Here is a 13,060-nt window from a genome sequence, read left to right on the forward strand (position 1 = left end):
CGGTTTTGATTCGACAAAAGAAAAAACCCCGCAATTGCGGGGTTTTTTCTTTCTAAGCCGTGACTTTATTCTCGCTTATTGAGATTTTACTTTAAATTGTTTCAGATTTCGGATATAGAAAATAATACCGATCAACCGAATAACTTGCGCGCATAAATACCGAGTCCAGTCGCCACACTTGCCAACCGGTCGCCGAATACCGCTTCTGCTTGCGGAAATGCGCTGGAAATAGACTGCGAGAGAAAGCTTAGTCCAGTTGAGCCGCCCGTAAAGTAGACAGCGCTGACATCGGCTGGCGCAATGCCGGCACGACGCACGGTTTCCTCGGCGGCCTGCGCAATCCGTCGCGTCTCCTCCAGACCTGCGTCGACGAGTTGCTGCGCGGTAAAACCAATACGCAGCGCCTCTTCCACTTCCTCCATGCCGATCGTCGTCTCGCCACCGGCAGCCACATCGATCTTCGCAGCTTCCGCATGAGAGGCGAGCGCGTGGCCCAGACGCCGGTCAACGACGCGCATCAACCGGTCGTGGTGGCGTTGATCGCTGTAGAGATGGCGCATGAGCTGGAGTTCGCCTACGCGCTTGGGCGCGTAGACGGTGTTGATCAGATGCCACGTGGCGAGATCGAAATAGACGCGGTTCGGCACTTCGCGGCCTTCCGGCGCTATCGATTGATAGCCAAGTTCGCGCAAGACCGTCGCGAGTTCGACGCGCCGGTCGAAGTCCGTGCCGGCTACGTGGACGCCATAGTGGGCCAGCACGTCGTCTTTACGCGACAATTTTTCGGCCCGCTCCGGCCCGACGCGCACGAGCGAAAAATCGGACGTACCGCCGCCAATATCCGCGACGAGAACCAGCGCTTCTTTTGTGAGGCTGGCTTCGTAGTCGAAGGCCGCGGCGATCGGCTCGTACTGGAAGTGGATGTCCCTGAGGCCAATGGCTTCTGCCGCGGCCTGCAACTGGTCTTGCGCCAGTTGGTCGGCGCGCGGGTCGTCATCGACGAAAAACACCGGGCGCCCCAGCACCGCGCGTGTGATCGGCCCGCTCGCAACGGCCTGCGCCTTTTGCTTCAGATGCTGGAGGAACAGCGTGATGACGTCGACGTAGCGGATGGCGGAACCGTCCCCCAGGTCCGTGCTGGTCTCGGCGAGCGGCGAACCGAGAATACTTTTCATGGAACGCATCAGACGGCCGTCGAAACCGTCGATGTACGCCTCGAGCGCCGCGCGCCCGTAGGCCTGCTCGTTCTCGTCAGTGTTGAAAAAGACAGCGGTGGGCAGCGTCGTGGCGTTGCCTTCGACCGGAGCAAGCCGGATCGACGCCCCGTCGGGCAATGCGACCGCTGAGTTCGACGTGCCGAAATCGATCGCGCAATAAGTCATGAGGTGAGCCACGCCAGCGTGAACCGCGCCGGGCATCGCAAACAAAAAGTGGAGCGCGTTTTTAGCACGTAACGCGCCGCACTTCAACCAGCAATCAAAAACATCGGCGACGGTACGCTTTTTGCTCGAAAAGCCGGTAATTAGTGCTCTACCGGCTTGCATCCCGCCGGTTTTTCCCACGTTCCCGGCGAACTGCATGAACGACACCACAACGGCACCTGACATTCATCGAGACGACCAGACGGCGGGCAAGATTATCGAAACGGATCTTCCCGGGCGGCTCGACAGGCTGCCGTGGGGACGTTTTCATACGCTGATAGTGGCGGCGCTCGGCATTACCTGGCTGCTTGACGGGCTCGAAGTCACGCTCGCCGGCGCGGTGGCGAGCGCGCTCAAGTCGAGCCACGTGCTGCAGTTTTCAAATGCCGATGTCGGCATTGCCGGCAGCGCGTACATTGCCGGCGCGGTGGCCGGGGCGCTCGGGTTCGGCTGGCTGACGGACCGGCTCGGACGCCGCAAACTCTTTTTCATCACGCTGTTCTTGTACGTGGCGGCCACGGCCGCGACCGCGTTTTCGTGGGATCTCGTCAGTTTCGTGCTGTTCCGTTTCCTGACAGGTGCCGGAATCGGCGGCGAATACACCGCCATCAATTCCACGATCCAGGAATTCACGCCCGCCCGCGTGCGCGGCTGGACCGATCTGGCGATCAACGGCACGTTCTGGGTCGGCGCGGGCCTGGGCGCCGCCGGGTCGATCGTGTTGCTCGATCCGGGGCTGCTGCCGCCCGATTATGGCTGGCGCGCGTGCTTTTTGATCGGCGCGATTCTGGGGCTGATGATTCTTTTCATGCGCATGTGGGTGCCCGAAAGCCCGCGCTGGCTGATTACCCATAATCGCGTGGATGAGGCGCGGGACATCGTGGAAGGCATCGAGGGGAAATTCCGCGAGCATGGCGTGACGCTCCGCTCCGACCCCATCAAGCCGTTGCGTCTGCACGCGCGCGATCACACCAAGCTTAGCGAGGTATTCCATTCGCTGTTTCATGCCCACCGGCGCCGCTCGCTGGTCGGATTGACGCTAATGACCGCGCAGGCGTTTTTCTACAACGCGATCTTCTTCACCTACGCGCTCGTGCTGACGGATTTCTATCACGTGCCCGGCGATCACATCGGCTGGTACGTATTGCCCTTCGCGGCGGGCAATTTCCTCGGGCCGCTCGTGCTCGGCCGGCTCTTCGATGTACTCGGCCGGCGCAAGATGATCGCCTTCACCTACGGCATATCCGGCGTGCTGCTGACCATCAGCGGTTATTTGTTCGAGCAAGGTTTGCTGACGAGCACCACGCAGACAATCTCATGGATGGTGATCTTCTTTTTCGCATCATCAGCGGCGAGTTCGGCGTATCTCACCGTCAGCGAAACGTTCCCGCTCGAAATCCGGGCGCTTGCCATCGCAATTTTTTATGCGTTTGGGACAGCGCTGGGCGGCATTGTGGGGCCTGCGCTGTTCGGACGACTCATAGATACCCATCAACGCGGCGCCGTGTTCACGGGCTATCTGATCGGTTCTGCGCTGATGGTGCTGGCGGCAGTCGTGGCGGGAGTCTGGGGTGTATCGGCCGAGCGCAAGTCGCTGGAGGACGTGGCGCGGCCGCTGTCGTCGGCGGAAGATTGATGTGTCCCCGGACGACCAGCGCCGGGAGACACGCCGCAACGCTTATTTGAACGCCTTGCCCCAGGCGCCATCGAACGCTATTTCTCCGAGCGCCACGCGCGCACGCGGCGCGAGTTCACGTTCGCGCAATGCGTCGTCGAGCGTGGCTGGATCGCCGGGATGGCCGACGGCGATCATCGCGATGACTTCCACGTCGTCCGGCGGCGAAAAAGTCTCGCGGAACGCGGTGGTATCGAAGCCGCTCATCTGATGGGCCACCAGACCCAGCGAATGCGCCTGCAATGTCAGCGACAATGCGCCTGCGCCCGCGTCGTAAGGCGCCGTGCGGTTCACTTCGCCCTTCGGTGTCAAGGTCTTCGCCAGCACGCAAACCAGCACCGGCACGTTGGCGTTCCAGCCTTGGTTGAACGGGACGAGCGTCGCGAACGCCTTGTCAAATGCGGCTTTGTCGTGGCTGCGATCGAACACCAGGAAGCGCCACGGTTGCATGTTGTACGAAGACGGCGCCCATCGCGCCGCTTCCAGAACGCTATGCAACTGTTCACGGCTCACGGCCTTGTTCGATATCGCCCGGGGGCTCCATCGGCCGGCCAGCAACGGGTCAATAGCAACTTCAGTAGGCGCGAGTTTCTCTGTCATACGAAATCCTGGTCGAGTTGGCGAAAATTGGGATGCGCGGCGCGTGTGCGTTGTGCCGCGAGAACCATAGGATAACCAAGCCCGCCAACCCGTGCTGCAGCACGGAATTCGTCGCCATTTCGAACCGTTACGTCGCGACCGCCTGCACGCGCCGCGACGCCCTGTTGATCCGCAATACCATCACGGCCGCGACAATGCACAAGCTGCCCGAGATCATGGTGGCCGCCGTGTAGGTGCCGAGACTCGCGCGCAGCATTCCGCCGCCGAGCGCCGCGAACGCCGCGCCAAGCTGATGCGCCGCTACCACCCAGCCAAACACGATAGGCGCCGATTCCTTGCCGTAGACATCGGTGGCGAGCTTGACTGTCGGCGGGACTGTGGCGACCCAGTCGAGTCCGTAGAACACGGCGAACACCGGCAAGCCGTAAAAATCGATACCGAACGCCTGCGGCAAGAACATCAGCGACAACCCGCGCAAGCCGTAGTACCAGAAAAGCAGCACGCGGGCGTTGAAGCGGTCGGATAGCCAACCGGAAAGTGTCGTGCCGAAAAGATCGAAGATGCCCATGGCCGCGAGAAGCCCCGCGCCCTGCACTTCGCTCATGCCGTGATCGGCGCACATTGCGATCAGATGCGTGCCTATATACCCATTCGTGCTCGCCCCGCAGATGAAAAAACTTCCGGCCAGCAGCCAGAAGTCGCGCGTCTTGCTCGCCATGCCGAGCGTTCCGAACGCGAGTGTGATCGGATTCTTTTGTGCGACAGGAATCGGCGGCGGCGCATCGGCAGGTTCGCCGAACGGACGCAGCACGAGATCCGACGGGCGTTCTGGCAGCAGCCAAGCGACCAGCGGCAACGCGATCGCGGCAGCGGCGGCCACGACGAGCACCACCGGCCGCCAGCCAAAATGCTCGGCAATCGCCGCGAGCACCGGCAGGAACACGAGCTGGCCGGTCGCCGAACTCGCGGTGAGAATGCCCATCGCGAGGCCGCGATGGGTCGTGAACCAGCGATTGACCACCGTTGCCGCCAGCGTCATGGCCGCAACGCCCGTGGCGCCGCCAACCAGCACGCCCCAGATGAGCACCATCTGCCAGGGAGCTGTCATCAGGGACGACAATGCCACGCCTGTTGCCAGTGTTGCGAGCGCGGCCAGCACGGTCGGGCGCACGCCGAAACGCTGCATGGCGGCGGCGGCGAAAGGTCCGGTCAGCCCGTACAGCGCCAGATTGATCGATATCGCCAGCGAAATCGTGGCGCGGCTCCAGCCGAATTGCTGCTCGAGCGGCAACATCATGACGCTTGGCGTTGCGCGCGTGCCCGCGGCGGCGAGCAGCACCAAAAACACCACGCCCACCGATATCCACGCGTAATGCATGCGGCCCGAAAGCCGCCGTGCTGCCCAATTCATGTTCGCTCCGATTTTTTGTGGTTTTCTGCGCAACCGACGACGTTCACACACCCATAACGTTACCGTTCAGTCACATTGAGGTTGCGAGCTTAGTGACTGATCGGTAACATGTCAAGAATCCCTTCGGATTCAGAGGTTATGAGCGTGGTACGAGCATCGACTGGAAACACTATCGCCGATAAAAAGCCCGCGCGCCGGCACATGGACGGCGCGACCGCGCAGGAGCAACTGCTCGACGCGGCGGAACGCCTGTTTTATCGCGACGGCATTCGCGCCATCAGCGTGGACGCCGTGGTGGAACGCGCCGGCGTGAACAAGATGAGCGTGTACCGGCAGTTTTCATCGAAGGACGATCTCGTGGTCGCGTACCTCACGCGCATGGACGAGCGATTCAGGGATCGAGTCGAAGGCAGCATTGCGAAGCATCCTGGAGAGCCGGCCAAAGCGCTCGTGCAAAGCATCGCGGATCTGGTCGAGCGCGCATCGCGGCCGGATTATCGCGGATGCCCGTTTGTGAACGTGGCGTGCGAATTCGCGGATCGCGAGCATCCGGCGCGGGTATCGGTTGCGCGCAACAAGGCTTATCTGATCGGGCGGCTGACGGAGTTATCGGCGGCAGCGAACGCGGCCGATCCCCAGCTGCTCGCCGACTCGCTCGCGCTGCTGGTTGAGGGCATCTATGCATCGAGCCAGACTTTCGGGCCTGGTTGCGGCGCGATGCGCAGTGCGCCCTTCACGGCGGAAATGCTGGTTCGCGCTGCGTGCGCTCAAAGCAAGGCAGGACAATGAATCACGAAATTATCGATTCAACGCGGCATTGGCTCACGCGCGCGGTCATCGGGCTGAATCTGTGTCCGTTCGCGAAGTCGGTGCACGTGAAGGACCAGATCCGCTACGCGGTGAGCGAGGCGCGCACCTTCGAAGACGTGCTGGCCGATCTTGAAACCGAACTGAAATATCTCGCCGAGACGGCCCCGGAAAAAACCGACACCACGTTGTTGATCGTTCCACACGCGCTGGCCGATTTTGCTGAGTACAACGACGCGCTCCATTTCGCCGATACCCTCTTGAAACAGCTCCGGCTTGAAGGTGAACTACAGATCGCGAGTTTCCATCCAGACTATCAATTCGATGACGCCGCGCCCGGCGACATCGAAAATTTCACGAACCGCGCGCCCTATCCGATCTTTCATCTGCTGCGTGAATCGAGCATAGAACGCGCAGTCGACGCCTTCCCGGACGCCGCCGATATCTATGAGCGCAACATGGCGACGCTGCGTCGTCTAGGGCACGCCGGTTGGCAGGAACACATGGCGCGCGGCGCCGGCATCAAGCCGTAAAGAAACGCTCGCGCATCTCTTCAAGACCGAGCGTTTCGAGTACATCGGACAAACGCTGCGCGGGTTTTCCTCGCGGCAAGTCCTTGAACTGCGCAATGATCAGCTCGTTTTTCATCGAGTGTTCCCAGCCGACGAGCTCCGTCACGCTGACTTGATATCCATGAGATTCCAGTTGCAGGCATCGCAGGACGTTTGTGATCTGGCTGCCGAATTCGCGCGTATGCAGCGGGTGCCGCCACATTTCCGTCAGCACATTTTTCGACAACGAATGGCCTTTGTTCTTGCGTAGAACAGCGGCTATTTCCGCCTGGCAACACGGCACGACCACGATCGTTTTCGCCTTCTTCTGCAAAGCGAAATGAATGGCGTCGTCGGTCGCGGTATTGCATGCATGCAACGCCGTCACGACGTCCACGGTTTCAGGCAAACGATCTGACGTAATTGATTCGGCCACCGACAGATTCACGAACGACATGCCTTCGAAGCCCAGCCGCGCGGCCAATTCCTCCGACTTTTCGACCAGTTCCGCGCGCGTCTCAATTCCAAAGATATGTGAGCGATCGCGCAGAGCTTTGAAGTACAGATCGTAGAGAATAAAGCCAAGAAAAGACTTGCCCGCGCCATGATCGACCAGCGTCACTGATCCCTGCTTTGCATGAATTTCCGCAAGCAACGGCTCGATGAATTGAAACAGGTGATAGACCTGTTTCAGCTTGCGGCGGCTGTCTTGATTCATCTTGCCGTCGCGAGTAAGGATGTGGAGCTCCTTCAAAAGTTCGATGGATTGTCCGGGGCGAATCTCGTGCTTGTCGCTCGCCGGACTAGCCTGCGGTTTTTGATCGGACGAATCCGGTGATGCGATGGGCGCGTTCGGCGCCCGGGACTTCTTTGCCATCGTCTGGATACCGTAGTGATTCTGGTGGCGGCGGATTCCGCGGAAAGTTCCGTGGATGTTTTCACGCGAAGTGCGCGGAAGTGTGCGCTAACCGCTGGTTGTATTGATGCAAATGAGCAAGTTTACCCAAAAGCGCAGAGACGCTCCCGCAGAACGCAGCGTCAGGAATTGGTAAGCGTTCGACACTCCCGTTCGACCTGACGGGAGCACCGGTTTCAGATGGAACATTTCGTGCATTTAGACGGGACAATCAACGGGACGGATGGACGCAACGACGGCAAAAGCCGCGACACGTAGCCAGCAACAAACTTGTACCAAGGCGAGCGCGATTGACCGATGACAGATGACCGGCGAGATAAACCGGATCTCGTCGCCACGCGCGGCCTGTTACGTAACACCCATGCACACAAGGCGAGTTCCCAAGGGAACACGCGAACGAAATGAGGACGGCGATGGACCCAATCCGAAACAGCAAGGCCGAACAGCAGTTTCAAGAAATGCTCGCGAAGCTCACCGCATTGCCGGAATGGAGCGAAAAGCAACAACTGGAACTGGAAATGGCCCGAGAAATTTCCGGTGAAATGCTCCGGCTTGCAGAAGCCATGCGCGACGGAACCACCGACATGGAAACGTGCCTGACAATGCTCAAGTACGCCAAGGTCATGGACTTCGTGCTCACCACGCTTGCATCGCGCCGCGAGATCGCTCCGCAAACGCTGCGCGTGATCTTCAAGCTCGCCGGGCTGAAAGTCGACGAAGCTTATCCCGGTTGATGCGCAGGCTAGGCGGTACTGTGGCCAGTTCGGTTTCTGCCTCGCCTGGCCTGAAGCAAACTTCTCAATGCTTGCGGCGCGTCATCAGCCGCTCGTAGGACGCTTTCAGGTGACGCTGCATGCAAGCCTGAGCTTGAATTGCATCGCGGGCTTCAAGCGCATCGAGTATGTCCTTGTGCTCGCTCAACGCGTCCGCCCACGTTTCTTCCCCTTCGAAGTGCCCACGCAGCGTCGATGACAGTGGGCTATGCCGCTCATCGAAAAGACTTGCCACCGTGCGCACCAGCACGTCGTTGCCTGACATTTGCGCCACGGCCAAATGAAACGCGCGGTCTGCGGCAAGCGGAATCTGACCGTTCGCGACCTGCTTTGCCATGTCTTCGTAGATGTCGCGAAGCGCCCGGAGGGCCTTCGGCTTGGCAAATGCCGCAACGCTCGCCGCAATCGCACCTTCGATCACCATGCGCGCCGTCGTGATCTCCAGTGGGCTTTCACCGAGTTCCGTATCGGCGAGCACGCCCGGACGTGAACCCGGCGCTGGCGCAGCGCAGATATAGACGCCCGATCCCATCCGGATTTCCACGCGCCCTTCCAGTTCGAGCGCCACCAGCGCTTCGCGCACCGATGGCCGCGAGACGCCGAGCATCAAGGCCAGTTCACGCTCGGACGGCAGGCGCCCGTTCGGCGCGAAACCTTTGTCGTCGATCAGCGCGCGCAGTTTATCGGCGATCTGAAGATAGAGACGGCGTGTTTCGATGGGTTTGCCAGCCACGAGGTTTCCTTGGTTTTGCAAATTTCGCCTGCCGTTTTTGCCGGCCGAACGCGTGAATTCTAAACATAGCCGAGCTGAATGGTCAGGCCAAACCCGTATTGCGGACTAATTGGCTTGACCAATTCACTTTTACGAAACTAACATGCATTCTGGTAAGGCCAAAACAATTCAACCATGAAAACTGTCATCTGCGAACAACCCGGCTCGCTCGTTCTGATCGATCGGCCGACCCCAGAGCCGGGGCCCGACGACGTGCTGATTCGCATTAGACGTGTCGGCGTTTGCGGTACGGACCTGCACATTTTCACGGGCAACCAGCCGTTTCTCGCTTATCCGCGCGTGATGGGACACGAGTTGTCGGGAATCGTCGAATCGGCGCCAGTCGGCGCGCGCGTCGCAAAAGGCGATCAGGTCTACGTGATGCCTTATCTCGCGTGTGGAAAATGCATTGCGTGCAGAGCAAGAAAACCCAATTGCTGCATGAACATTCGCGTCCTCGGCGTGCACACGGATGGCGGTTTCGTCGAACAACTCGCCGTGCCGCAAGCATTCGTATTCAAAGCGGATGGCGTCACGCTCGATCAGGCCGCGATGATCGAATTCCTCGCCATCGGCGCGCACGCCGTCGCGCGTGGTGACGTTCAGTCCAAGCAGCGGGCGCTCGTGGTAGGCGCTGGTCCTATCGGCATGGCAGCAACGATTTTCGCAAAGCTGCGCGGCGCCGAGGTAACGGTGCTCGATGGCCGCGAGGATCGGCTGCGGTTCTGCGAGACGCAACTAAGTGCCGATCACATCGTGCATCTGGACGCCACAGGCAACGCGACCGACGCCAAACAGCTTGCAGAATTCACGGATCACGAATTCTTCGATATCGTCTTCGATGCCACCGGCAACGTCAAAGCCATGGAACGCGGCCTGGAATTCGTTGCGCACGGCGGCAAATACGTGTTGATATCGATTGTTCGCGACCGCATTTCGTTTGCCGATCCCGAGTTCCACAAGCGTGAGACCACGCTGCTCGCGAGCCGCAACGCCACGCCCGACGACTTCGAAACCGTGCTGACCGCCATGCGCGCGGGCCTGATTCCCACCGCCGCGCTCAACACTCACACGCTGCAACTCAGCGACGTACCGCGTGATTTCCCGAAGCTACTGGATCCATCCGCGGGTGTGATCAAGGCGCTGGTCGAGTGTTGAGTGCATTGATGGGCAATCCCATTCTGCAATTCGGAACCAGCCGTTTTCTCCAGGCGCACGTCGACTTGTTTGTCGCTGAAGCGCTTCGATGCGAACCGCCGAAGGCGCTTGGTTGCATCACCGTTGTGCAAAGTACATCGAACGTAGAGAGCCGGAATCGGATCAACGCATTGCGTGCTTCGAACGTTTATCCCGTGCGAATCCGAGGCAGGCAAGCCGATACGACCGTCGATTCAACCGTGCACTGCAACGCGATCACCGAAGCGCTAACGGCCGACGATGACTGGCCAACGCTGCGTGACCGCATTCGGCATGACGTGAAAGTCATCGTGTCGAACACAGGCGACACGGGCTACGTTTCCTTTAGCGAGGACGTTTCTCGTGGATTCGAAGGTTACGCTGCCCCGCGCGGTTTTCCGGCAAAGCTCGCTGTGTTACTGCATAACAGGTTTATCGCAGGCGGTGAGCCGATCACATTGTTGCCGTGTGAACTGATCTCGCATAACGGCGATACTTTACGTGACGCGGTAATCGGCATTGCACGGCAATGGCACGCAAACGACGCGTTCATGCTCTATCTTCAGCACGATTGCGTCTGGATTAATTCACTTGTAGATCGGATCGTGTCCGAGCCCATTTATCCGGTCGGCGCTATCGCCGAGCCTTATGCGCTGTGGGCAATCGAACGCCAGGAAAACATGATCCTGCCGTGCGAGCACAAGGACATTGTGCTCACCAACGAGCTTTCGCACTACGAGCGGCTCAAGCTACTGCTGCTGAATCTTGGCCACACGGTGCTCGCTGAACTTTGGCTCGCCAATCAGTCTCCCGCCGATATGAACGTTCTGAACGCCATGCGCAACAATGCATGGCGCGAGATTTTGGAGGCGGTGTGGCAAGAAGAAGTGCTGCCTGTGTTCGCCGCCCTCGGCAAGCAAGACGCCGCACGCGCTTATCTCCTCGATGTCCGCGACCGGTTCGAGAATCCCTTCCTCGATCATCGGCTGGCGGACATCGCGCGGAATCACCTCGAGAAAAAGCAACGCCGGTTTAAACCAGCGATCGATCTCGCGCGCGAACTCGGGCTGAATATCGAGCAGCGGTGGCTCGTAGCTGCGCTGGCGTGATCGCGCGGCGAATTATTTCGCCATCATGTCGAGCGCCAGCGCTTCGGCGACCTCAATCCCGTCGATAGCCGCCGAATAAATGCCGCCGGCATACCCCGCGCCTTCGCCCGCTGGGTACAACCCGTCCACATTCATGCTCTGATAATTGTCCTTGCGCCGCACGCGTATTGGCGACGACGTGCGCGTCTCCACGCCTGTCAGCACGGCGTCATGCATGGCAAAGCCGGGAATCTTTTTATCGATTTGAGGCAGCGCTTCGCGAATCGCCTCGATCACGTAATCGGGCAAAGCCGTGCTCAGGTCGGTCATGCGCACACCAGGCTTATAAGACGGTTCGACAGAACCGAGCGCTGTCGATGCACGCCGCGCGATGAAATCGCCGACCAATTGCGCCGGTGCGCAGTAGTCACCGCCACCAAGCTCGAACGCCCGTTCTTCCCATTGCCGCTGAAACGCGATACCTGCAAGCGGACCACCCGGAAAATCCTCCGGCGTAATTCCAACGACAATGCCCGCATTCGCATTGCGTTCATTTCGCGAATACTGGCTCATTCCGTTCGTTACGACTCGACCGGGCTCTGAGGTTGCGGCCACCACCGTTCCGCCCGGACACATGCAAAAGCTATAAACCGCTCGACCGTTGCTGCAGTGATGAACCACCTTATAGTCCGCTGCACCCAGCAGCTTGTGCCCGGCGAACTTCCCGAATCGACTCCGATCGATCAGGCCTTGCGGATGTTCGATCCGGAACCCTAACGAAAAGGGTTTTGCTTCCATATAGACGCCACGACGATGCAGCATTTCAAAAGTGTCGCGTGCGCTATGTCCAACTGATAACACCACGTGATTGCAGGACAGGGTTTCACCGTTGGAAAGTGTCAGTCCGCGGACCTTGCCGTTTTCGATCTCGATATCTTCGACTCTCGTCTCGAACCGCACTTCACCGCCGAGCTGATGAATGGTCGCGCGCATTTTCTCGACCATACCGACCAGCCTGAACGTACCAATATGCGGCCGGCTCAAATAGAGAATGTCCTCCGGCGCGCCGGCGAGCACGAATTCATCGAGTACTTTGCGGCCGTAGTGCTTGGGATCTTTAATCTGGCTATACAGCTTGCCGTCGGAAAAAGTACCGGCGCCACCCTCGCCAAACTGAACGTTCGACTCGGGGTTCAACACGTTTTTCCGCCAAAGGCCCCAAGTGTCTTTGGTCCGTTCGCGAACCGCCTTGCCTCGCTCCAGGATGATGGGACGAAAGCCCATTTGCGCGAGAATCAGGCCGGCGAACAACCCACACGGCCCCATGCCAATCACGACGGGTCTCGCCGATGTCATATGTTCTGGCGCTTTGGCCACAAACTTGTACGCCATGTCGGGCGTGACGGAGCAATGCGGCTGATCGTTTAGATAGCGAAGTGCTGCAGTCTCATCCTCGACGTCCACATCGACAATATACGTGAGCTTGATGTCGGAGCGTTTCCGGGCATCATGCGCACGACGAAACACCGTATAGCGGATGAGGCTTTCGGACGGAACATGAATAAGCGCGAGGCGTGAGCGAATAGCCGACTCAAGCTCGCTTTCCGAATGCTCAAGCGGAAGCTTGATTTCGCTTAGACGTAACATGTGGACCTGGTTTTTTGCAGACGCCCTGGATTGCGGGCAGAGACGCTATTTTAGCGTGTTGATACTGTGGAAGCTGGCATACGGATGCACGGATAGATTCCGGCGTAGCTTGTATGTTGCTTGTATGTTTGAAGTTATCCGGTCTATAAACGCAAAAACCCCACCGAGTTGGGTGGGGTTTTTGCGTTTATGCTGAGTGTATTTCAGCGAATGGGGAGCCTGA

12 protein-coding genes are annotated in these 13,060 nt (G+C 59.3%); 6 read left to right on the plus strand and 6 right to left on the minus strand.

Annotated features, from left to right (window positions below):
* Positions 1-131: 131 nt before the first annotated feature.
* Positions 132-1,382, minus strand: a complete 1,251-nt coding sequence (locus AWB64_RS29275) for an Hsp70 family protein (protein WP_060858927.1) — start codon at positions 1,380-1,382, stop codon at positions 132-134.
* A gap of 196 nt (positions 1,383-1,578) precedes the next feature.
* On the opposite strand from AWB64_RS29275, the gene AWB64_RS29280 reads away from it, so the two are divergent.
* Positions 1,579-3,057, plus strand: coding sequence for an MFS transporter (locus tag AWB64_RS29280; RefSeq protein WP_060858914.1), 1,479 nt, complete (start codon positions 1,579-1,581; stop codon positions 3,055-3,057).
* A 42-nt stretch (positions 3,058-3,099) separates the two neighbouring features.
* On the opposite strand, the gene AWB64_RS29285 is transcribed toward AWB64_RS29280, so the two are convergent.
* Both AWB64_RS29285 and AWB64_RS29290 read right to left on the minus strand, forming a co-directional pair.
* Positions 3,100-3,696 (minus strand): nitroreductase family protein, encoded by a 597-nt coding sequence (locus AWB64_RS29285; RefSeq protein ID WP_060858915.1) that lies wholly within the window; start codon positions 3,694-3,696, stop codon positions 3,100-3,102.
* A 127-nt stretch (positions 3,697-3,823) separates the two neighbouring features.
* Positions 3,824-5,107: an MFS transporter gene (locus AWB64_RS29290; protein WP_060858916.1), complete on the minus strand. Its 1,284-nt coding sequence runs from the start codon at positions 5,105-5,107 to the stop codon at positions 3,824-3,826.
* A 138-nt stretch (positions 5,108-5,245) separates the two neighbouring features.
* Here AWB64_RS29290 and AWB64_RS29295 point away from each other — a divergent pair, with 138 nt between their 5' ends.
* Complete coding sequence (locus tag AWB64_RS29295; RefSeq protein WP_060858917.1) at positions 5,246-5,896, plus strand: TetR/AcrR family transcriptional regulator; 651 nt, start codon at positions 5,246-5,248, stop codon at positions 5,894-5,896.
* Positions 5,893-6,447, plus strand: coding sequence for a DUF1415 domain-containing protein (locus AWB64_RS29300; protein ID WP_060858918.1), 555 nt, complete (start codon positions 5,893-5,895; stop codon positions 6,445-6,447). Before AWB64_RS29295 ends, AWB64_RS29300 begins: the two co-directional genes overlap by 4 nt.
* On the opposite strand, the gene AWB64_RS29305 is transcribed toward AWB64_RS29300, so the two are convergent.
* The gene (locus AWB64_RS29305) at positions 6,437-7,342 is read right to left on the minus strand and encodes a class I SAM-dependent methyltransferase (RefSeq protein ID WP_082850677.1); all 906 of its coding nucleotides are present in this window, start codon (positions 7,340-7,342) and stop codon (positions 6,437-6,439) included. The two genes, AWB64_RS29300 and AWB64_RS29305, sit on opposite strands and share 11 nt — an antisense overlap.
* A gap of 452 nt (positions 7,343-7,794) precedes the next feature.
* On the opposite strand from AWB64_RS29305, the gene AWB64_RS29310 reads away from it, so the two are divergent.
* A complete protein-coding gene (locus AWB64_RS29310; protein WP_060858919.1) occupies positions 7,795-8,115 on the plus strand; it encodes a hypothetical protein in 321 nt (106 codons plus the stop codon).
* 64 nt (positions 8,116-8,179) lie between these two features.
* Here AWB64_RS29310 and AWB64_RS29315 read toward each other — a convergent pair whose 3' ends face one another.
* Positions 8,180-8,887 (minus strand): FadR/GntR family transcriptional regulator, encoded by a 708-nt coding sequence (locus AWB64_RS29315; protein ID WP_060858920.1) that lies wholly within the window; start codon positions 8,885-8,887, stop codon positions 8,180-8,182.
* A gap of 174 nt (positions 8,888-9,061) precedes the next feature.
* Between AWB64_RS29315 and AWB64_RS29320 the strand changes: the two genes are divergently transcribed.
* The gene (locus AWB64_RS29320; RefSeq protein ID WP_060858921.1) at positions 9,062-10,084 is read left to right on the plus strand and encodes a zinc-binding alcohol dehydrogenase family protein; all 1,023 of its coding nucleotides are present in this window, start codon (positions 9,062-9,064) and stop codon (positions 10,082-10,084) included.
* An 8-nt stretch (positions 10,085-10,092) separates the two neighbouring features.
* On the plus strand, positions 10,093-11,211 hold the full coding sequence (locus AWB64_RS29325) for a mannitol dehydrogenase family protein (protein ID WP_060858922.1): 1,119 nt from the start codon (positions 10,093-10,095) through the stop codon (positions 11,209-11,211).
* Positions 11,212-11,223: 12 nt separating this feature from the next.
* Here AWB64_RS29325 and AWB64_RS29330 read toward each other — a convergent pair whose 3' ends face one another.
* Entirely contained in the window at positions 11,224-12,837 is a 1,614-nt protein-coding gene (locus AWB64_RS29330; protein WP_060858923.1) for an NAD(P)/FAD-dependent oxidoreductase, read from the minus strand.
* Positions 12,838-13,060 lie beyond the last annotated feature (223 nt).

Origin of the sequence: Caballeronia sordidicola (assembly GCF_001544455.2) — a bacterium.
GTDB lineage: Bacteria > Pseudomonadota > Gammaproteobacteria > Burkholderiales > Burkholderiaceae > Caballeronia > Caballeronia sordidicola.